The sequence below is a fragment of the Prevotella sp. khp1 genome (assembly GCF_900102205.1).
Lineage (GTDB): Bacteria > Bacteroidota > Bacteroidia > Bacteroidales > Bacteroidaceae > Prevotella > Prevotella ruminicola.
Genome location: NZ_FNJZ01000005.1, coordinates 1 through 19,930 on the forward strand (window position 1 = coordinate 1; position 19,930 = coordinate 19,930).

Sequence of the window (19,930 nt, forward strand, 5' to 3'; positions counted from 1 at the left end):
TATATCTGTCTCAGAACAACTATCCAAATTCAAGAAATTGAAACGGTTTGTTCATTTACCCAAGAGCATTTCTGCTCTTGCTTCTTGTACTACTTCTGTCTATGTAAATCTTTCAAAGAACTCTTTCTTAGTGTGCTATCGTTTTTAAGCGAAAGCGGGTGCAAAGGTACGACATTTTTTAATACCATCCAAATATTTTCGAAAAAAAATTCCCAAAAACATGAAAGTTTTCGGGAATATTTACATATTTGACATTTTTACCTCTTATTATATATAATGTACGCGAAAAGCCTATTCTCGACGTCCAAAAATACGCAGCAGATAAATAAAGAGGTTTATGAAGTCCAAATAGAGGGTCAAAGCACCCAAAAGTGCCATCTTCTGAGCAGCCTCTCCAGCATCGGGTGCCATCAAAAGCATATTTTTGATTTTCTGAGAGTCGTAAGCAGTAAGACCCACGAATATCAAAACGCCCAGATAGCTCACAATCATTTCAAGACCAGAACTCTTCAGGAAGATATTCACAACAGTAGCGATAATAATACCTATCAGCGCCATGAAGAGAATCTTTCCCATCGACGAAAGATCGGTCTTGGTTGTATAACCGATGAGTGCCATTACCGCAAATGTACCAGCAGTGATAAAGAATACGCTGGCGATACTCGACATTGTATAGACAATGAAGATAGACGAGAACAATGCACCATTAATAACCGAATACAGCACAAACAGCAACGTAGCTGTAGTGAGCGACAATCGGTTAATGGCAGCACTTACGCCAAACACGATGGCGAACTCGGCTATTACCAGTCCCCAAAGGAGCACACTGTTAGAGTACAAGGCGGTAAGAATACCAGGACTTGTAGCCACACCATACGCTGTAACACCTGTAAGCACAAGAGCCAGCGTCATCCATACATACACTTTCCGCATCAATGCGGGGAAAGCAGCCGACATAGAGAGCTCTCGCTCACGTGTCAGACCATCAAAGTTAAATTCGTTATAATTCATACTCATTATTTTATTTCGAGATTCATTAATGTTACCGCAAATTTAATGCCACAAAGGTAAGCATTTACTTTTAATAAAACATAAATAAGCAACAAAAATACCGATTTATTAGTATTTTTGGAAATTTTTCACTATATTTGCCCATGAATAACTAAAAAAACAAATATAATAATACACTAACGAAAATGAAGATCGGTTTATTTATTCCCTGCTATGTTGACGTGGTTTATCCTCAGGTAGGAATAGCCACTTACAAACTATTAAAGCATCTAGGGCTGGATGTGGACTACCCGCTAAACCAGACCTGCTGCGGACAACCGATGGCTAATGCCGGATTTGAGGGACAAGCTATCCCACTTGCCGAAAAGTTTGAAGAGAAATTCAAAGGTTTCGACTATGTGGTATCGCCCTCGGTTAGTTGTACTGCGTTTATAAAGTTAAACTATCCTCGCTTATTGAAAGGTAAAACGGAGTGCGAGACAGCCAAGAAAGCGATGGATGTTGTTGAATTCCTGCACGATGTGGTGAAGGTCAACCATCCATTAGGCACCTTCCCGCACAAGGTTAGTTTACACAACTCTTGTCACGGCGTGAGAGAATTGGGGCTGAGCTCGCCTAGCGAGGAGAATATCCCCAAGTTCAATAAAATCAAGGATTTGTTGAACCTTGTAGAGGGCATACAGGTATTAGAGCCTGAGCGCCCTGACGAATGTTGCGGTTTTGGCGGTATGTTCTCGGTTGAGGAAACAGCCATTAGCGAGCAGATGGGTATAGATAAAGTGCAGCGCCATATGAAAACCGGTGCACGATTCATAACCGGTCCCGACTGCTCGTGCCTGATGCACATGGCAGGTATTGCCAAGAAGCAAGGATTGGATGTGGAGTTCAAGCATGTGGTAGAGATCTTAGCAGCAGGACTTTAATAATTGAAAATTGAGAATTGAAAATTTAGAGTTATGAGTACAGCACATAGTAACGCAGCGAAGGAGTTCTTGAAGAACCAAACATACGCAAAATGGCACGACGCCACTTTCTGGGCAGTACGCACCAAACGTGACAATATGGCATACGGACTTGATGAATGGGAGCAACTACGCGAGAAGGCCAGCGCCATCAAGCGCCATACCATCACCCATTTGGACGAGTATCTTGACCAGTTTGCCACAAAGGCTGAAGAAAATGGTTGTATTGTGCATTGGGCCAAAGATGCGCACGAATTCAACGAAATCGTATATGGCATCCTGAAAAACCATAACGTCAAGAAACTCGTTAAATCAAAGTCGATGTTGACAGAGGAGTGCGAGATGAATCCGTACCTGGAGCAGCATGGCATTGAGGTGGTAGAGACCGACCTAGGTGAACGCATCATCCAGCTGAAAGGTCAGGCACCGAGCCATATCGTGATGCCAGCTATCCACCTGAACCACGACGATGTAGGCGAACTATTCGAGGAGAAACTTGGCAGCGAGAAGGGCAACCACGATCCCACGTACCTTACTTATGTAGCCCGATTGAGTCTGCGCAACGAGTTTCTTACCGCAGATGCTGGTATGACGGGCGCCAACTTTGGTATCGCAGAAACAGGCGATATCGTGGTTTGTACAAACGAGGGTAATGCCGACATGTCGACTTCATGTCCCAAACTGCACATTGCTGCTATCGGATTGGAGAAGATTATTCCTAATTACGATTGCTTAGCCGTGTTCCAGCGCATGCTTTGTAGAGCTGGAACGGGCCAGCCTACCACCACGTTCACCTCGCATTTCCGAAAGGCACGTCCTACTGCCAACCCCATGCACATTGTGCTGGTTGATAACGGACGCAGCGAGTGGATTGGTAACCCTGAGCATTGGGAAACACTTAAGTGTATTCGTTGCGGATCGTGTATGAACACCTGTCCTGTTTATCGTCGTAGTGGCGGCTATTCGTACAGCTACTTCATCCCAGGTCCCATCGGCATTAACCTTGGTATGCTTCGCGATCCACAAAAGCATTCCGGTAATGTTAGTGCCTGCACCCTGTGTAACTCATGTCAGACGCTCTGCCCAGCCAAGGTAAACTTAGGCGACCAGATTTACATGTGGCGCCAGCAGTTAGACGAGTTCGGTACTGCTAACCCGCAAAAGAAGATGATGTGTAAAGGCATGAGTATGGTATATGGCAACGAGGGCGTTTACAATCTTGGTACGGCTTTGGCTCATTGGGCCAACCTCATTCCATCGCCACTTATCAACTGCGGCATGAATCCATGGGCCGAGGGGCATAAGATGATGAAATTCCCTAAGGAAACATTCCACTCGCTATGGAAGAAAGGAAAAGTGAAATAACTTTGAACATTGAATATTGAACATTGAACATTAAGTTATGAGTAACAAAGACGATATTCTGAAGAGATACAGGGCGAATGTGAGAGAGAAATACGACATGCCCGATTTGAGTGATATCAAAGCAACCACCTACCCCAACCCACTGGTTCAGTTTGTGAAGATGACAGAGATGGTAGGCGGACAAGTGATAGAAGTTGATCCTGGCCGCGATATCAACGTGCTTATCAAGGAGTTGTTTCCTGACGCCAAGGAGATTGCCTCAAATCTGCCAGAGATAACCATCGCCACTAGAAACCCTGATACTGTTGGCAGAGCCCGCGATCTTAACGGCACAGATGTTGGCATTATCCGAGGTAAATTTGGTGTAGCAGAAAACGCGTGCATCTGGATTCCACAAACCATGAAGGAGAAAGCCGTTTGCTTCATCTCCGAGAATCTGATCATCCTGCTACCTAAGAGTCAGATTGTAAACAACATGCACGAGGCTTACAAGCGCATTGAGTTTGATAACGAATACGATGGATATGGTACGTTTATCAGCGGACCGTCGAAAACGGCTGATATTGCACAAGTACTGGTGATGGGTGCCCAAGCGGCCCGAAGCGCCACCGTATTACTACTGCCAGAATAAAGGTATAAGCATTAAACACATTCAGGAGGTCGATTATCAATCGACCTCTTTTTTGTGATATCAAAGTGACCATTTATACCAATCGTAGCAAATGCCACGCCCTCCAAAACCCTCTTTCTGATAAATCAATTGTTTATTCAAATATGTACCTTGATTTTCGGTTGAGATACCAAAATCAAAAAATCGATGATGACAAAAAGACAGACTGATTACCTGCTCAAACAATCCATCGAGTGCATGCAACTCTCTCCCCCTTGGGTTGGCTGCAATGTATTGCGAATGAACCACCTGATTAGTAAGATAAAGCACACAACCACCAATGGTTTCGCAATCTTCTTTTGCAACAAACAAACGTATTTGCTCAGGAAAACGCTCGTGCAACAACATTATTTCATCGAGTGTATGCACAGGTTTCAGGCTATATCGCTCTTGCAGATTAGCCGACAGAATTTTCCAGAAAGGCTGATAGTCCTCGGTTTCCTCGATCACCACACCTGCCTGCAGGGCCTTTTCTGCCCCACTTTTTCTGATACGATACCACGTATTTGGCTGCTCACGGGAGATGGTTGTAGATAAACTACGTGTAATACGCACATCGAAAACCTCAACGATAGCATAAAGATCTTCTTCCGAAGGTTGCTCGTGATATATCCAAGGCACAGGTTTATACACCACTTTCTTTAAACCCATTGAGCGCCATTTTTCTGCCAATAGTTTAAATATCTCAACAACATCGGCAGCTGTAGCCTTGCCGTTCATGAGCAGTCCGCCGTACGTTAAGCCCTGATGCGAATAAAACGTATCGCCATCCACATTACCGGGCAGCAACGCATAGAGTTTTCCTCGGCGATAAATCATCAGCGAGAAATCTGTGAATCGGTCAGCATGATAGTCCATATAGTTACGATCGAAGAGGAAAGTGCCGTTCTTCGATGTAGCCACGAACTGGTTCCATTCGGTGGCCAAGTCGGGTGTGTATCGTTTTATTTCGAACATCCGATGTATTTCAAGAATTCGCCGTAATCATAGATGTAATCATCCTCGTCGTAATGTTCCGAAGCCAGAACCAGACATACGCCGCCCGAAGAGAAATCATCAAGTGTTCGCCAGATATTGGTATCGATCAGCAAGCCTTGCCAAGGATGATTCAGTAACACAGTCTTGCGTTCGTAACCATTATCCAACGTTACATGAAACGAACCGCTTAGAGCAATCACAAACTGACGGAGCTTTTTATGCGCATGCCCTCCCCTGCTCTCACCACCAGGCACATCATATACCCAATAGGCGCGCTTGATATCGAAGGGAATCATAGCCTGCGCTTCAGCAAACGTCAGATTGCCACGCGGATCAGTGATCCTGGGCAAATCTATGATTTTAACCTCTAAGCGGTTCATTCTATAGTTACACTTGTTTAGTGTTCAAACTTAGTGTATGGATCGGTACCCAGTACGGTCTTAGCCAGACGCTTGGCTTTGTCGCGCAGCGCATTTACATCGTCGCCAACCTCACCGTAACAGAGTACTACACCCATACGACGACCCTTATGGGCCTCGGGTTTACCGAAGATACGGATACGTGTGCGATCCTCCTTCAGTGCCTCGTCGAAGTTGTAGTCGAGTAATGAGCGATCGACAGGTGTAGAAGCCTCCTTTGGTGAGAGAATTACAGCCGATGCACCAGCATGCTCAAGATGAATTGCGGGTATAGGCATTCCCATCACGGCACGGAAATGCAACTCAAACTCACTCAGGTTGGTGGTATGTCCGAGTGTTACCATACCAGTATCATGCGGACGTGGACTCAGCTCGCTAAAGATAACCTCGCCCTGCTTGGTCAGGAAGAACTCAACGCCCCAGATACCAGCACCAGTAAGGGCCTTAGTTACCTTATCGGCCATTATCTGTGCCTGCTTCAAAGCCTCATCGCTTATCTTATATGGCTGCCACGACTCACGGTAGTCGCCTGCCTTCTGTACGTGTCCGATTGGAGGACAGAACAGTGTGGGCCAACCATTCTTCTGTGTAACGGTGAGCAGGGTAAACTCCGAATCAAAGTCGATAAACTCCTCGATGATTACCTCTTTCACATCGCCACGACTACCTTCCATAGCCTCCTTAAAGGCCTGCTCCAGCTCGTCGTCGTTGTGTACATAGCTCTGACCGTGACCAGATGACGACATCAATGGCTTAACAACACATGGGAATCCAATCTCATCGGCTGCAGCCTTGAACTCATCAAAGGTCTTGGCATAGAAATATTTTGCTGTGCGCAGTCCCAGTTCCTTCGATGCCAGATCGCGGATAGCACGACGGTTCATTGTAAAGTTTACGGCGCGGGCAGATGGAACCACCTGGATACCCTGCTCCTCGAACTTAAACAGTCGTTCGGTACGTATAGCCTCAATCTCAGGCACGATGATATCGGGCTTGTGCTTGTTTACCACAGCCTCAAGAGCATCGCCATCGAGCATTGAGAATACTTCGCGCTCATCAGCCACCTGCATGGCTGGCGCATTGTCGTAACGATCGCAGGCAATCACATACTGGCCTGCACGCATGGCGGCTATCACGAACTCCTTACCGAGTTCTCCTGAGCCTAAAAGCAGAATCTTTTTCATTTTTCTATTGTTTGTTTCAACATTTGCCACTCGGGCGTTACAGCCAACTTGCGTACGCACTGGTCGATACGCGCCATAGCATCTTCCTGACTCATCTTCAGCTCCTTGGCTATCTCCTGCAACGATTTGCGTTCGCAGCCAAACAGTCCATAGTAATGCGTCACAGCCTCCTCTTCCTCAGGTGGCAACAAGTAGAGCAGATGCTCCAGATAGTGCTCCATCTGGGGAGTAACGCTGGTGGGATTGATACCAATACGCACCAGATACGAGTGGAGTTCTTTAGTTAAGTTATCTGTTGGCATACATATTATCGTAATACTTCTGATAATCGCCGCTGGTTACATTATCCAGCCACTCCTGATTGTCGAGATACCAGCGAACGGTTTTCTCGATACCCTCTTCGAACTGCAGAGAAGGCTCCCAACCCAGTTCCTTCTGGAGTTTTGAGCTGTCGATAGCATAACGCAAATCGTGTCCGGCACGGTCGGTAACGAAGGTAATCAGGTCCATATCCTCGCCTTCCTTACGACCCAGCAAGCGATCGACGGTCTTAATAACCACCTTGATGATATCAATGTTCTTCCACTCGTTAAAGCCACCGATATTATAGGTATCAGCAATCTTACCCTCGTGGAAAATCACGTCGATAGCACGAGCGTGGTCCTCAACATACAGCCAGTCGCGTACGTTCTCGCCCTTACCATAAACAGGCAGAGGCTTGCGATGACGGATATTGTTGATGAACAAAGGAATCAGCTTTTCGGGGAACTGGTAAGGACCGTAGTTGTTCGAGCAGTTGGTTACTACTACAGGCATGCCATAGGTATCGTGGAATGCACGAACAAAGTGGTCGCTAGAAGCCTTCGAAGCCGAATATGGTGAATGAGGATTGTACTTGGTTGTCTCCAGGAAGAACTTATCGCCGTAAGCCAGATGGTGCTCTGAGCTTGATGCGGTAGTTGTGAATGGAGGCTCGATACCCTCGGGGTGTGTCAGCTCCAATGCGCCATACACCTCATCGGTACTGATGTGATAGAAGCGCTTACCCTCGTACTTCTCGGGCAGACTCTCCCAATACAACTTGGCAGCCTGCAACAGGCTCAAGGTTCCCATCACGTTGGTCTTGGCGAATGTAAATGGATCCTTAATCGAACGGTCAACATGGCTCTCAGCAGCCAGATGGATGATACCGTCAACCTTCTTATCCTGCATCAGTTTGTAGAAGGCATCAAAGTCACAGATATCCATCTTCACAAACTCGTAGTTGGGTTTGTTCTCGATATCTTTCAGGTTAGCCAAGTTACCAGCATAAGTCAACTTGTCGAGGTTGATAATGTGATAATCGGGATACTTGTTAACAAACAGGCGGACTACATGTGAGCCGATAAAGCCTGCACCTCCAGTAATAACGATAGTTCTTTTCATATCTATATATTTTTTAATCTCCTAATGTTATAACTTCTAAATCTTTAAATTCTTTTCCGTCGATGGTAAGGCGGACCAGGGTTCTGTCTTTATGCCATCCCTGTATTCCAGCGGCACCTGGGTTTATGTGCAGCAGATTCAGGGTTTTGTCATATTTCACTTTCAGTATATGCGAGTGTCCTGCCACAAACAACTGTGGCGGCATGGCATAGAGCGTAGAGCGAACACTGGGATCGTAGTTGCCAGGATAACCGCCAATATGCTTAATCAGCACATCTACATCCTCGCACTTAAATCGGTTCAGCTCGCGATACATCAGTCTCAAGTCGCCCCCATCACAGTTACCGCAGACAGCGCGGAAGGGACGGAATGCAGCCAACTTCTCGGCCACCTCTACACTACCGATATCGCCAGCATGCCAAATTTCGTCGCAGGGTTCAAAGTAGTGCAGATACTTATCGTCCCAATAGCTGTGAGTATCGCTCAGTATGCCTATTCTCTTCATAATCCAAAACGCTTGCGAATAAAATCGGCAATCAGTTTCTCGGTTTCTTCAAGTCCCAGCAAACTGGCATCCACGCACAGGTCGTAGCTTTCAGCAGCGCCCCACTTCTTACCAGTATAGTAATTATAGTATTGCGCACGACGGGCCTCAACATGCTCAATCAGTTTACGGGCTTGCTCAGCATCCAACTGCTTAACTTTCGATACGATATCTACGCGGAAGTCCATCGAGGCGGTGATAAACACGTTCACCACATTCTCGAAATCTCGCAGAATGTAGTCGGCACAACGGCCCATAAACACACAACTGCCCTCGCTGGCTGCCTTTTGGATGGCATCGCTCTGAAACTTAAAAAGGCTCTCCTGCGAGAAGTTCGAACCGTACAAGTTGCCACCCATAAAATGTGGTGTTTGCACATTCAGCAATCCACGCAAAAAGCCTTTCTTCTCATCGTTCTGTTTAAAGAACTTCTCTGAGAATCCACTCTCTTTAGCAGCCAGATTCAGCAACTCGCGATCGTAATACTTCGCTTCAAAGTCCTTGGCCAGCATGCGTCCTATTTCCTGTCCGCCAGCACCAACCTGTCTGCCTACGTTAATAATAATATGTTTCATTATTCTTTAGTTATTCGCATTCGCTGCTTTAAATTTCTTCATATACCACATCAGCAAGGGTATTGTCATCGCAAACGACAGGAAGTCGCTAGCTGGCATCGAATACCACACACCGTCGAGCCCCCATATCAGCGGGAACACATACGCCATCGGTAGCAGCAAGAAGAGCTGTCGCGACAGCGAGAGGAATATCGAAACCTTTACTTTCCCGATGCTCTGGAAGAAATGTGTGATGGTAGCCTGCGCACCTACCACGAAGAATACCAGCATATCCAGTTTGATACCCGTGGCCGACAGTTCTATAAGTGTTTCGTCGGTGGTAAAGATGCGAGCAATCTCGCGGGGGAAGAGCATCGACAGTATCCAACCTACCAGCAGGATAGTTGTAGCACATCCGATGGCCATAAACAGGCATCGCAACATGCGGTCGTACTTCTCGGCACCGTAATTATAGCCCACGATAGGCTGCATACCTTGGCACACACCCATTACAAACATAAAGAACATCATCACCACCGAGTTGGCTATCGAGTAGGCACCCACAGCCATATCGCCACCATAGCGAACAAACTGGTTGTTCATAAAAATCACGATTACACACGATGTAACGTTCATCAGGAATGGCGATATACCGATAGCAATGATATTGCTTACCAATCGTTTCTTCAGTTTATAGATGCCGCGTTTCAGGTGCAGTATCTCGTTCTTGTTCGAGAATAGCCACAACTGCCAGCACATAGCAATCGTTTGCGATGTTACGGTAGCCAAAGCTGCACCACGGATGCCCCAACGGAACCACCATACAAACGCCAGCACCAGCAATATGTTCATGCCCACTGTAAACAGCACCGAGTACATGGCATGTTTGGGTTTGCCTGCTGCACGCAGCACAGCGTTCATACCAAAATACATGTGGGTCATTACGTTACCCAGCAGGATAACGGTCATAAACTCGCGTGCATAAGGCAGTGTTACTTCGCTGGCACCGAAGAAATACAGGATGGGATCCAGGAAAAGCAGACAGATAACCATGAACGAGAAACCAATAATCAGGTTCAGCGTCAGGGTATTACCTAACAGATTCTGCGCTGTAGGATAATCCTTCTGTCCCAGCTTTACGCTAATGCTGGCACTCGATCCCACACCTACTGCTGCACCAAAGGCTGCACTCAGGTTCATAAAGGGGAAGGTAATGCCCAAGCCTGCAATAGCCTCGGGGCCTACTATCTGACCAATCATAGCACGGTCGATGATATTATAGAGACTCGAAGCCGACATGGCCACGATTGCAGGCAGGGCATACTGCCACAGCAATTGCCCTACGGGTTTCGTTCCTAATGCCAAAGCGGCTTGTTTGTTATCACTCATTCGCGTACATATTTATTAAAACGCTGCAAAGGTACGAATATTTTCCGAGATAAGATGCACTTTTTAAAATAATCTTTGTATCTTTGCACTCGTAAAATCAAATTGAATGACCAATTTACGTTTGATAAACCTACTGATTGCCGCACTTTTCTGCGCCATAACAGCCAGTGCAGCCACACTTCCCAAGAGGAAATATCCTGGGGGCAAATGCTATATTTGGCGTTATACTTTGCAGGATAAACGCGAATCAAGTTATACGCTCGACCGCCCTCAGCGCTGGCTCTCGCACAAAAGTATTGAGCGCCGCCGCAAGCAGGGATTACCCTTGGATTCTACCGACCTGCCCGTAAGCAGCGGCTACTTGAAAGCCATCGATCGCATGATCAACGATGCCAATCGCAACGTTAAACGCTCACAAACCGAATCGATGGTTATCGGTACCAGCCGATGGAACAACACCGTATTGGTTCGTTCGGCCGACACCACTTTTTTGCGTCGTTTGGGCGAGCAAGCTTACGTAAAGAACTGCGAGATGGTGTGGGAAGCCCCCGATAGCATCGAGCGTCAAATCAAGATAAAGGCCAACGCAGGATTCAACTCATGGGACAGTCTGAAAGGATCTTTCTATGGTCATGGTCGCGAACAGATCGAGATGCTAAACGGTCATCGTTTGCATAATATCGGTTGTCGTGGAAAAGGCATCACCATCGCCGTGCTCGATGGCGGATTCCAGAACTGCAACGTTCTACCCACCTTTCAGCACGCTATCATATCAGGCGTAAAAGACTTTGTTTACCCCAATAGTCCCAACTTTTATCAGGAAACCGATCATGGCACCAAAGTTCTGTCGACTATGGCCGCCAACGAGCCTGAGGTGCTGATAGGTACAGCCCCCGATGCCCATTACTGGCTGCTGCGATGCGAGGATCAGGAAACCGAGCAGCCTGTCGAGGAGGATTATTGGGCGATGGCTGCCGAGTTTGCCGACTCGTTAGGCGCCGACATCATCACATCGAGCTTAGGCTACACCGAATACGATAACCGTCATGGCTATTACCACCAGCACGATCTGGATGGTCGCACAGCCCTCATATCGCGCACAGCGTCGATGGTGGCACAAAAGGGCATGGTACTGGTAAACTCAGCTGGAAATAGCGGCATGGGCCCTTGGAAGAAAATCACTTTCCCTGCCGATGCCGATAACTGCCTGACGGTGGGCGCACTGAATCATCAACGTGTAAACGCCCCCTTTAGCGGCGTTGGACCTACACAGGATATGCGTATCAAACCCGACGTGATGGCCCTGGGCAGTCCTGCCAACCTTATTTCAGGGCGTGGCGGTATTGTTCGCGATATGGGAACCTCGTTCTCAACCCCCATCGTAGCCGGGCTGGTTGCTTGCTTGTGGCAGGCCTTACCCGAGAAAACAGCTCTCGAAATCATTAATCTGGTACGCCAGAACAGCGATAGTTATCAGAAGCCCGATAATATTTACGGCTACGGTACCCCTAATTTCTGGCGGGCGTACATGATTGGAAAGATAGAGTAAAACCGAAGAATTAAAAAGTTGAATACAGAGCGCCATATCACATTATTCGAGCTTAACCGCTTGGTACGCGAGGCTATCGAGGATGCTTTGCCCATGGAATACTGGGTAGAAGCCGAACTCAGCGAGTGCCGCGAATCACGTGGTCATTGTTATATGGAGCTTATTCAGAAGGATGAACAAACCGCCACACCTATCGCCAAAGCCTCAGCCAAATGCTGGGCCAACAAGTGGCTCACCATCCGTCCTTACTTCGAGCGCACTACCGGTCAACAACTGCATGCCGGCATGAAAGTGCTGCTACAGGTTTACCCGCAGTTTCACGAGGCTTACGGTTTCTCGTGGATCGTGACCGACATCGACCCCACCTACACCTTAGGTGATATGGCCCGCAAGCGTCAGGAAATCATCCAGAAGCTTAAGGCCGAGGGCGTGTTCGACCTGCAAAAGGAACTACAGTTACCCGTTTTCTGCCAGCGTATTGCCGTTATCTCATCGCAAACAGCCGCTGGCTACGGCGATTTCTGCAACCAACTGGCTGATAACCCTTACGGCTTTAAATTCGAGACACAGCTCTTTCCTGCTATCATGCAGGGCGAGGGCGTTGAACAGAGCATCATCAGTGCTCTGGAGCAGATTTACGATATGCCATTTGATTGCGTAGTGATTATCCGTGGTGGTGGTGCTACCAGCGATATGAGCGGTTTCGACACCTTGGCTTTGGCCGAAAATGTGGCCAACTTCCCAACACCTATCATAACAGGTATCGGCCATGAGCGCGACGAGAGCATTCTCGATATGATCTCGCACACCCGCGTAAAAACACCCACAGCTGCAGCCGCCTTGCTCATCGACCACCTGAAGGGCGTACTCGAAACCATCGAAGGAGCCCAGAGCATGATTACGCACTACGTTCAGCAAAAATTATCAATTGCCAATTCTCAATTGTCAATTATATCCGAGGCTATCCCCCGATTGTTCTCGATTGTAAAAACCCGACAGGAGGCTAAGATTGATGCCCTCTATACCCGCCTGCCAATGTTGATAGAGCGCCGATTAACATCAGAGAGACATCGTCTGCAACTGATGGACGAGAAACTCAAAGCCCTCGACCCAACCCTGTTGCTGGCTCGCGGCTACAGCATCACTATGCATAACGGCCGGGCCGTAAAAGACGCATCGCAGTTGCCCCCCGGCGCCGAAATCGAGACCCGCCTAGCCAAGGGTACCATTCACTCAGTAATTAAATCCGTATAAAATACAATGGAAAAAGAACTGAAATACGAGGCTGCTATAGCCGAATTACAGTCCATCGTACACAAGATGGAGAACGACGAACTCGACATCGACCAGATGGCCGAGCAGCTTAAACGTGCCCAGCAGTTAATCAAGCTCTGCAAGGACAAACTTACCAAAACCGACGCCGAAATCAAGAAAATACTTACAGAATAAAAGATTTTAGGCCAAAAGTTTTGTTAATTTGATATTAATTATATACTTTTGCATGCAAATTTGAAATTTCAAACATAGAAAAAAGTAATATGAAGAATTTGGATTGGGGTAGTCTGTCATTCGGCTACATGAAGACCGACTACAACGTACGTTGCTATTATCGCGATGGAAAGTGGGGCGAAATCGAGGTTTGCTCCGATGAGTATTTAAATCTGCACATGGCAGCCACCTGCCTGCACTATGGTCAGGAGGCTTTCGAGGGCCTGAAGGCTTACCGTTGCCCCGATGGCAAGGTTCGTGTGTTCCGTGTTGACGAGAATGCCAAGCGCCTGCAGAGCACCTGTCGCGGCATTTTGATGCCAGAGGTTTCAACCGAGTTGTTTACCGAGATGGTTAAGAAGGTGGTTCGCCTGAATCAGGAGTGGATCCCTACTTACGAGAGTGGCGCAACACTCTATATCCGCCCACTGCTTATTGGTACCAGCGCTCAGGTAGGTGTTCACCCCTCTAAGGAGTACTGCTTCCTTATCTTCGTTACACCAGTAGGCCCATACTTCAAGGGTGGTTTCTCAAGCAATCCTTATGTGATTGTTCGCGATTACGACCGTTCAGCCCCTCTCGGCACAGGTAAGTATAAGGTAGGTGGTAACTACGCTGCCAGCCTGTTTGCCAACAACCTGGCTCACGAAAAGGGCTATGCTTGCGAGTTCTATCTCGACGCAAAGGAGAAGAAGTACATCGACGAGTGCGGTGCAGCCAACTTCTTTGGTATCAAGAACAACACCTATATCACACCAGAGTCAACCTCTATCCTGCCCTCTATCACCAACAAGAGCTTGATGCAGGTTGCTGAGGATCTGGGCATGAAGGTTGAGCGCCGCCCTATCCCCGAGGAGGAGCTCGAGACCTTTGAGGAGGCTGGCGCTTGCGGAACAGCCGCTGTTATCAGCCCTATTTCTTATATCGACGACCTCGATACCGGCAAGCGCTACTCATTCGGCGACAAGCCAGGTCCACAGTCAAAGAAGCTCTTCGATACACTCCGTGGTATTCAGTACGGCGAACTCGAAGACAAGCACGGTTGGACAACTGTTGTGATTGAATAAAAAAAAAAGCCTCGCTCGAAATGAGCGAGGCTTTTTTTTATTTGTGCATACCTACAATCTTCGTTGCGGGTTTTTCCTTGTTTCTACGATTCACAACCGTTACTACCGATTGCGCCAGATTGATAAATGCCAATCCTGTAGATGTGTCGCTGCTCAATGCAGCTGGGGTTCCAGCATCACCATTGTCGCAGATGCTCTGTACCAGTGGTATCTGTGCCAGCAAAGGTACCTGCATCTCCTCGGCCAACTGCTTGCAACCCTCCTTACCAAATATATAATACTTGTTCTCGGGCAGCTCTGCGGGTGTAAACCAGGCCATATTCTCAATCAAACCGAGAATGGGCACGTTCACCTTCTCGTTGCGGTACATATCGATACCCTTACGTGCATCAGCCAAAGCCACCTGCTGTGGGGTTGACACAATCACCGCGCCTGTAATAGGCAGTGTTTGCAGCAATGTAAGATGGATATCGCTGGTGCCTGGAGGTGTATCCAGGATAAAATAGTCGAGTTCGCCCCAATCGGCATCAGCAATCAGCTGCTTCAACGCACTTGTAGCCATACCGCCACGCCACAGAGTAGCAGTGTTTGGCGATACAAAGAAACCAATCGACAGCAGTTTAACACCGTACTTCTCGATGGGACAAATCAAATCGCGACCGTCTTTCTTTACAGCGTAAGGCTGTTCATCCTCAACATTAAACATCTTAGGCATTGACGGACCGAAGATATCGGTATCAAGCAATCCCACCTTGTAACCCAAACGGGCCAAAGCGATAGCCAGGTTAGCCGATACGGTGCTTTTACCTACACCACCCTTACCCGAGCTAACGGCAATAATATTCTTGACGCCAGGCAGCATCTCGCCCACCTCTGGACGTGGTTTCGACTTGAATTCTGTTTCAATCTCTACCTCAACCTCCTTGCCGCAGTGGTATTTGATAGCCGCCTCGGCAGCTTTTACAGTTGATTTCAGGAAAGGATCAGTATCGCGTGGGAACTCCAGCACCACCTTTACTTTCCAGTTCTCACCATCCTTCTGTGGAGCAGCCACAGCAGGTGTATCAGCCACCATACCACTCTCCACCACATTCTTCTTGGTGCCTGCATACGTTACCGTAGCCAAGGCATCCATCACCATCTTGGGGTATATTACGTTTTCCATTATTTCGCCTTATCTAATGAACTTCTTTTTGATCTGTGATACGAGCGATAGTCGTCCAGTTCAATCTCCACCTCGGGTTCAACCAGCTCGCCGTTGCGAGGCAGATTCCACTTCATATATTTAATATTCAGTCCGCGGGCAATCCACATGCCCTCATAATAAGTCTGAATAGCCAGAATCTTCTTCGTCCCCTCGTCGATACGCTCATCGTGATACAAATCCTCTGTACGGAAAATTACGGGCAGCGCATTCTTCTCTACCATATAGGTACTATAAGTAAAGAGGAAGTTCGAATCCGTCTTCAGGTGTATCACGCCGCCATCCACCAGAAATTTACGATAGCGATTCATAAAATAGGTGGATGTCAATCGCTTACGAGGATTCTTCATCTGCGGATCGCTGAATGTGAGCCAGATTTCCTGCACCTCGTCCTCAGCAAAAAAACGTTCAATTATTTCAATATTCGTACGCAGAAAAGCCACATTCTTCAGTCCCTCGTTCAGGGCCTGTGTAGCACCAGTCCACATACGTGCACCTTTGATATCCACGCCAATAAAGTTCATGTCGGGATACAGTTTGGCCAGTTCCACTGTGTATTCTCCCTTACCGCAACCAAGTTCCAGCACTATCGGGTTATTATTGTGGAAGTACTGCTCGTGCCAGTGCCCCTTCATCTCGAATGGCACATTCTCAATCACCGAAAACGGATACTGGAATACGTTCTCGTACATTTCCATGTCCGCAAATTTAGCTAACTTTCCTTTTCCCATAATTAAAATTGTGCTGCAAAGGTACGAATAAGTAAGCGAAAAAACAAATTTTTTCGTTTTTTTATTAGCAACACCATACCACCAACTTATCTAAACTGAGCGAGAAAATTCAGAATTCAGTAATTCTGTTTTTTAGGAAGCTATATATCCACTGATAAAGAGGCATCAATGGATACAGAATACAGAATACAGTTTATTTGGAGAGGGATAATCTGTGTGTGACTCAGATATCAGATATCAGTTTTCTTGTGAGCTAATACAACTATCGATTCACTCTCTAATTATCAATCTTATAAATATTATATATTATTATATATATTATAATATATATAATAATATATAATATCCTAATAGAGTATATTTAAAGTTACAAATGCTTAGCCAAATAAACTGAATTCTGAATTACTGAATTTTTGGATTGACAATGCTCACAACAAAACTGTATTCTGTATTTCTGTATCCGCACAAATACAAAGGTAGTTCATAATATTTTACATTATTCGTTACACAAATCGTATACAGTATAACCTTTACAAGCATAAAAAAGTGCGCTCTCGTGTGGAAAAAATATTTCCCACGTGTGGGAGCAAAAATGCCAAGAAATATGCTAATGCCATATTTTTATGAAAAAATTTGGTAATTTCGGCAAGAAATAAAACCACCTGAACTTAAATTATCTATACAGCGTAATAGTTCCGCCATCGCTCTGGGCGTAATCGATAAGGAGTTTCTGAATGTATTCGGCATTGGCACGAACACGTTCTTCGTTACCATCGTAGCCGTTGATGAGCACAACGAGATGGGTAGTTCCAAGCGTCATTTTGGTGCGCTCATGGTCGCTGGTAGGCGTACCTACACCACCTTGGGCATCTCGATAAACGGGCAGTCCGGCAATGTTTAACGGACCGCGACCGATACCCTCGTAGGGCTCACCCTCTTTACCAACACCTAGCACCAGTTCGGGCCCCACAAACTTATCGGCATCAAATCCACCAATGCTGTAACCATAGGCAATCGAAGCCAGGTTTACCAGATCTACCAACGTATCAATCTGGTAAAGCTCCTTTCCCTGCAGCATTCGACGGATAAGCTGCTCAGAGGCAGGACGATAGCGTGAGGGATCCTTGCCACATAACTTATATACCGCACGTGTGGCGGCGATAGATGGCAACGACTTTACGCTTTCGGTAGTAAGCTCTTGGCGCAAACGTGCCTCAACCTCGTGGATAGCCTGCCACAAACGGTCGCTATAAGGCGTATTTACCACCTGAGCCTCAACGCATGCCCCCACAAAATTGGGGCACACGCTGGATATTTCGGAAGACACACTTACCTGTATCATTGCTGCATATTCTGAATAGCGTCGCGGCACTGCTCCATCAACCAACGGGGCGTGCTGGTGGCACCACAAATACCTACACTCTCGATACCCTTCAACCACTCGGGCTCAATCTCCTGTGGGTCCTCAATCAGGTGGGTATTGGGGTTTACACGCAGGCACTCGTTGTAAAGCACCTTGCCGTTTGAACTCTTTCGGCCACACACAAAGAGTACCAGATCGTGCTTGGTGGCAAACTGCGAGATATTGGGCATGCGGTTGGCTACCGAACGACAGATGGTATCGAAACTCTTAAACGTGGCGTTGGGCGAGATATGCGTCTGGATATAATCGATGATGCGACGGAACTCGTCGAGCGATTTCGTGGTCTGCGAATACAGGTAGATATCGCGGGTAAAATCAAGCTTAGTCACCTCGTCGCTACTCTCAATCACAATCGCACTACTATGAGTCTGACCCACCAGACCAAGCACTTCGGCATGACCTTTCTTACCAAAAATCACAATCTGCGCCTCCTCACCTTCGGGAAGATTGGGCGAGGTTTCGTACTGCTCCTTGATACGCTTCTGCAGTTTCAGCACCACAGGGCAGGTAGCATCGATAATCTCAATATTGTTTTTGCGGGCCAGTTCGTAGGTTTCGGGAGGCTCGCCATGGGCACGCAGCAACACTTTAGCGTTGTGCAGTTCGCGCATCTGGTCGTGATTAATGGTAATGAGTCCCATCTCGCGCAGGCGTTCGCACTCCATACCGTTGTGTACAATATCACCTAAACAATAGAGTGTTTCGCCCTGAGCGAGCTCTTCTTCGGCTTTCTTGATAGCGGTGGTAACTCCAAAGCAGAAACCACTGCCGTTATCTATTTCGATAATCATGAATGATTAAATATTAAACATTAAAGATTAAACATTAAAGATTAAAGATTAAACATTATTTTTTGAGCAAAGAGAAATATTCGTCGAGGAGATCCTGAGCAGCTACGAACGATGTTTTCTGACCAGCGAGAACAGCAGTTTCGGCGGTGCCCAACTGAGCCTGTATGGCGGGATTGTTGTAGAAGTTGAGTCGCAGATGCTCGTTGATGCTCTCGTACATCCAGTATTTAGCCTGCTCATTGCGACGATAGGCAAAATAGCCGTTGGCCTTTACAAAATCCATATACTCGTAAATCATGTCGAATATCTCTTTTACGCCTGTACCGTAGAATCCACTGTAGCAAAGCACCTTTGGACTCCAACCGCTATCTGGCATTGGGAAGAAGTGGAGGGCATTACGGAAATTGGTAGCCGCCATCTGGCAACGATCCACATTATCGCCATCGCACTTGTTAATCACGATGCCATCGCTTATCTCCATAATTCCACGCTTAATACCCTGCAGTTCATCGCCTGTACCAGCCACTTGAATGAGCAGGAAGAAATCTACCATCGAGTGGCAGGCTGTTTCGCTCTGACCAACACCCACGGTCTCAACAAATATCTTATCGAAACCAGCGGCTTCGCACAGAATAATCGTCTCGCGAGTCTTGCGGGCCACACCTCCCAACGAGCCAGCTGATGGGCTAGGACGTATGAACGACGACGGATGTTGTGCCAACTTTTCCATACGTGTTTTATCGCCCAGAATCGAGCCCTTGGTGCGCTCACTACTAGGGTCGATGGCCAGCACTGCCAGCTTTCCACCCTTCTCCTTGAGTACGTGCATACCGAACTCGTCGATCGAGGTACTTTTACCTGCGCCTGGTACACCACTGATACCAATGCGGATGGAATTGCCACTATAAGGCAAGCACTTGTTGATCACCTCCTGAGCACGGGCCTGATGGTCGGGATTCACACTCTCAATCAGCGTAACAGCCTGCGAGAGGATGGTGACATCGCCCTTGAGGATGCCTTCTACCATCTCGCCAACAGAGAGTTCGTGACGACGGAAACGACCACGCTTGAGGTAGGGGTTAACGATAGAGGGTTGCTCTACCCCACTGTTTACCTGCAAGCCTGCATATTCTGAGCTATTTTCGGGATGTTCCATGATTCAAATTGAAAATTGAC

21 protein-coding genes are annotated in these 19,930 nt (G+C 47.2%); 7 read left to right on the forward strand and 14 right to left on the reverse strand.

What is annotated here, in order from left to right; all coding sequences use genetic code 11:
- Positions 1-291 precede the first annotated feature (291 nt).
- The gene (locus tag BLR73_RS12405) at positions 292-1,011 is read right to left on the reverse strand and encodes a Bax inhibitor-1/YccA family protein (protein ID WP_013063460.1); all 720 of its coding nucleotides are present in this window, start codon (positions 1,009-1,011) and stop codon (positions 292-294) included.
- A 185-nt stretch (positions 1,012-1,196) separates the two neighbouring features.
- On the opposite strand from BLR73_RS12405, the gene BLR73_RS12410 reads away from it, so the two are divergent.
- Genes BLR73_RS12410 through BLR73_RS12420 form a run of 3 tightly spaced genes read left to right on the forward strand, consistent with a single transcriptional unit; the run spans position 1,197 to position 3,969 of the window.
- Positions 1,197-1,934 (forward strand): (Fe-S)-binding protein, encoded by a 738-nt coding sequence (locus BLR73_RS12410; protein ID WP_091862478.1) that lies wholly within the window; start codon positions 1,197-1,199, stop codon positions 1,932-1,934.
- Positions 1,935-1,967: 33 nt separating this feature from the next.
- A complete protein-coding gene (locus tag BLR73_RS12415; RefSeq protein ID WP_091862481.1) occupies positions 1,968-3,338 on the forward strand; it encodes a lactate utilization protein B in 1,371 nt (456 codons plus the stop codon).
- A gap of 37 nt (positions 3,339-3,375) precedes the next feature.
- Positions 3,376-3,969 carry a LutC/YkgG family protein gene (locus BLR73_RS12420; protein ID WP_013064176.1) on the forward strand — a complete coding sequence of 198 codons (594 nt, stop codon included), beginning with the start codon at positions 3,376-3,378 and terminating at the stop codon, positions 3,967-3,969.
- 60 nt (positions 3,970-4,029) lie between these two features.
- Here the strand turns inward: BLR73_RS12420 and BLR73_RS12425 are convergent, their stop codons facing one another.
- From BLR73_RS12425 to BLR73_RS12460, 8 genes are read right to left on the reverse strand one after another with little or no spacing between them, the layout of a single operon-like run.
- Positions 4,030-4,965 (reverse strand): GNAT family N-acetyltransferase, encoded by a 936-nt coding sequence (locus BLR73_RS12425; protein WP_091862484.1) that lies wholly within the window; start codon positions 4,963-4,965, stop codon positions 4,030-4,032.
- Positions 4,953-5,366, reverse strand: a complete 414-nt coding sequence (locus BLR73_RS12430; RefSeq protein ID WP_091862487.1) for a sugar 3,4-ketoisomerase — start codon at positions 5,364-5,366, stop codon at positions 4,953-4,955. The genes BLR73_RS12425 and BLR73_RS12430 overlap by 13 nt, the downstream gene beginning before the upstream one ends.
- A 17-nt stretch (positions 5,367-5,383) precedes the next feature.
- A complete protein-coding gene (purT, locus tag BLR73_RS12435; RefSeq protein WP_033149412.1) occupies positions 5,384-6,589 on the reverse strand; it encodes a formate-dependent phosphoribosylglycinamide formyltransferase in 1,206 nt (401 codons plus the stop codon).
- On the reverse strand, positions 6,586-6,891 hold the full coding sequence (locus BLR73_RS12440; RefSeq protein WP_013064158.1) for a sigma factor-like helix-turn-helix DNA-binding protein: 306 nt from the start codon (positions 6,889-6,891) through the stop codon (positions 6,586-6,588). Before BLR73_RS12440 ends, purT begins: the two co-directional genes overlap by 4 nt.
- Entirely contained in the window at positions 6,878-8,014 is a 1,137-nt protein-coding gene (locus BLR73_RS12445; protein ID WP_033149413.1) for a dTDP-glucose 4,6-dehydratase, read from the reverse strand. Before BLR73_RS12445 ends, BLR73_RS12440 begins: the two co-directional genes overlap by 14 nt.
- Positions 8,015-8,027: 13 nt before the next feature.
- Positions 8,028-8,519 (reverse strand): metallophosphoesterase family protein, encoded by a 492-nt coding sequence (locus tag BLR73_RS12450; RefSeq protein WP_013063538.1) that lies wholly within the window; start codon positions 8,517-8,519, stop codon positions 8,028-8,030.
- A complete protein-coding gene (locus BLR73_RS12455) occupies positions 8,516-9,133 on the reverse strand; it encodes a cytidylate kinase-like family protein (protein WP_013064578.1) in 618 nt (205 codons plus the stop codon). The genes BLR73_RS12450 and BLR73_RS12455 overlap by 4 nt, the downstream gene beginning before the upstream one ends.
- Before the next feature lie 6 nt (positions 9,134-9,139).
- Complete coding sequence (locus tag BLR73_RS12460) at positions 9,140-10,501, reverse strand: MATE family efflux transporter (protein ID WP_074833858.1); 1,362 nt, start codon at positions 10,499-10,501, stop codon at positions 9,140-9,142.
- A 229-nt stretch (positions 10,502-10,730) separates the two neighbouring features.
- On the opposite strand from BLR73_RS12460, the gene BLR73_RS12465 reads away from it, so the two are divergent.
- The 4 genes from BLR73_RS12465 to BLR73_RS12480 all read left to right on the forward strand — a co-directional run bounded on the left by BLR73_RS12465 (position 10,731) and on the right by BLR73_RS12480 (position 14,605).
- The gene (locus BLR73_RS12465) at positions 10,731-12,050 is read left to right on the forward strand and encodes a S8 family peptidase (RefSeq protein ID WP_091862850.1); all 1,320 of its coding nucleotides are present in this window, start codon (positions 10,731-10,733) and stop codon (positions 12,048-12,050) included.
- Between the two features lie 18 nt (positions 12,051-12,068).
- Positions 12,069-13,304: an exodeoxyribonuclease VII large subunit gene (xseA, locus tag BLR73_RS12470; RefSeq protein WP_091862490.1), complete on the forward strand. Its 1,236-nt coding sequence runs from the start codon at positions 12,069-12,071 to the stop codon at positions 13,302-13,304.
- Positions 13,305-13,310: 6 nt separating this feature from the next.
- On the forward strand, positions 13,311-13,499 hold the full coding sequence (xseB, locus tag BLR73_RS12475; protein ID WP_013065600.1) for an exodeoxyribonuclease VII small subunit: 189 nt from the start codon (positions 13,311-13,313) through the stop codon (positions 13,497-13,499).
- Positions 13,500-13,573: 74 nt separating this feature from the next.
- Complete coding sequence (locus BLR73_RS12480; protein ID WP_255397381.1) at positions 13,574-14,605, forward strand: branched-chain amino acid aminotransferase; 1,032 nt, start codon at positions 13,574-13,576, stop codon at positions 14,603-14,605.
- Between the two features lie 37 nt (positions 14,606-14,642).
- Here BLR73_RS12480 and BLR73_RS12485 read toward each other — a convergent pair whose 3' ends face one another.
- The 5 genes from BLR73_RS12485 to meaB all read right to left on the reverse strand — a co-directional run bounded on the left by BLR73_RS12485 (position 14,643) and on the right by meaB (position 19,910).
- Positions 14,643-15,770 (reverse strand): Mrp/NBP35 family ATP-binding protein, encoded by a 1,128-nt coding sequence (locus BLR73_RS12485; RefSeq protein ID WP_028908157.1) that lies wholly within the window; start codon positions 15,768-15,770, stop codon positions 14,643-14,645.
- On the reverse strand, positions 15,770-16,540 hold the full coding sequence (gene trmB, locus BLR73_RS12490; protein ID WP_091862496.1) for a tRNA (guanosine(46)-N7)-methyltransferase TrmB: 771 nt from the start codon (positions 16,538-16,540) through the stop codon (positions 15,770-15,772). The genes BLR73_RS12485 and trmB overlap by 1 nt, the downstream gene beginning before the upstream one ends.
- A 673-nt stretch (positions 16,541-17,213) precedes the next feature.
- Entirely contained in the window at positions 17,214-17,879 is a 666-nt protein-coding gene (locus BLR73_RS12495; protein WP_073046758.1) for a B3/B4 domain-containing protein, read from the reverse strand.
- A complete protein-coding gene (locus tag BLR73_RS12500; RefSeq protein ID WP_013063493.1) occupies positions 17,879-18,754 on the reverse strand; it encodes a 4-hydroxy-3-methylbut-2-enyl diphosphate reductase in 876 nt (291 codons plus the stop codon). The genes BLR73_RS12495 and BLR73_RS12500 overlap by 1 nt, the downstream gene beginning before the upstream one ends.
- A 55-nt stretch (positions 18,755-18,809) precedes the next feature.
- Positions 18,810-19,910, reverse strand: coding sequence for a methylmalonyl Co-A mutase-associated GTPase MeaB (gene meaB, locus BLR73_RS12505; RefSeq protein WP_033149423.1), 1,101 nt, complete (start codon positions 19,908-19,910; stop codon positions 18,810-18,812).
- Positions 19,911-19,930: the final 20 nt, after the last annotated feature.

Coding starts and splice junctions, on each gene's coding strand:
- BLR73_RS12405 (WP_013063460.1), bottom strand. CDS start 1,011: ATGAATTATAACGAATTTAACTTTGATGGTCTGACACGTGAGCGAGAG.
- BLR73_RS12410 (WP_091862478.1), top strand. CDS start 1,197: ATGAAGATCGGTTTATTTATTCCCTGCTATGTTGACGTGGTTTATCCT.
- BLR73_RS12415 (WP_091862481.1), top strand. CDS start 1,968: ATGAGTACAGCACATAGTAACGCAGCGAAGGAGTTCTTGAAGAACCAA.
- BLR73_RS12420 (WP_013064176.1), top strand. CDS start 3,376: ATGAGTAACAAAGACGATATTCTGAAGAGATACAGGGCGAATGTGAGA.
- BLR73_RS12425 (WP_091862484.1), bottom strand. CDS start 4,965: ATGTTCGAAATAAAACGATACACACCCGACTTGGCCACCGAATGGAAC.
- BLR73_RS12430 (WP_091862487.1), bottom strand. CDS start 5,366: ATGAACCGCTTAGAGGTTAAAATCATAGATTTGCCCAGGATCACTGAT.
- purT (WP_033149412.1), bottom strand. CDS start 6,589: ATGAAAAAGATTCTGCTTTTAGGCTCAGGAGAACTCGGTAAGGAGTTC.
- BLR73_RS12440 (WP_013064158.1), bottom strand. CDS start 6,891: ATGCCAACAGATAACTTAACTAAAGAACTCCACTCGTATCTGGTGCGT.
- BLR73_RS12445 (WP_033149413.1), bottom strand. CDS start 8,014: ATGAAAAGAACTATCGTTATTACTGGAGGTGCAGGCTTTATCGGCTCA.
- BLR73_RS12450 (WP_013063538.1), bottom strand. CDS start 8,519: ATGAAGAGAATAGGCATACTGAGCGATACTCACAGCTATTGGGACGAT.
- BLR73_RS12455 (WP_013064578.1), bottom strand. CDS start 9,133: ATGAAACATATTATTATTAACGTAGGCAGACAGGTTGGTGCTGGCGGA.
- BLR73_RS12460 (WP_074833858.1), bottom strand. CDS start 10,501: ATGAGTGATAACAAACAAGCCGCTTTGGCATTAGGAACGAAACCCGTA.
- xseB (WP_013065600.1), top strand. CDS start 13,311: ATGGAAAAAGAACTGAAATACGAGGCTGCTATAGCCGAATTACAGTCC.
- BLR73_RS12485 (WP_028908157.1), bottom strand. CDS start 15,770: ATGGAAAACGTAATATACCCCAAGATGGTGATGGATGCCTTGGCTACG.
- trmB (WP_091862496.1), bottom strand. CDS start 16,540: ATGGGAAAAGGAAAGTTAGCTAAATTTGCGGACATGGAAATGTACGAG.
- BLR73_RS12500 (WP_013063493.1), bottom strand. CDS start 18,754: ATGATTATCGAAATAGATAACGGCAGTGGTTTCTGCTTTGGAGTTACC.
- meaB (WP_033149423.1), bottom strand. CDS start 19,910: ATGGAACATCCCGAAAATAGCTCAGAATATGCAGGCTTGCAGGTAAAC.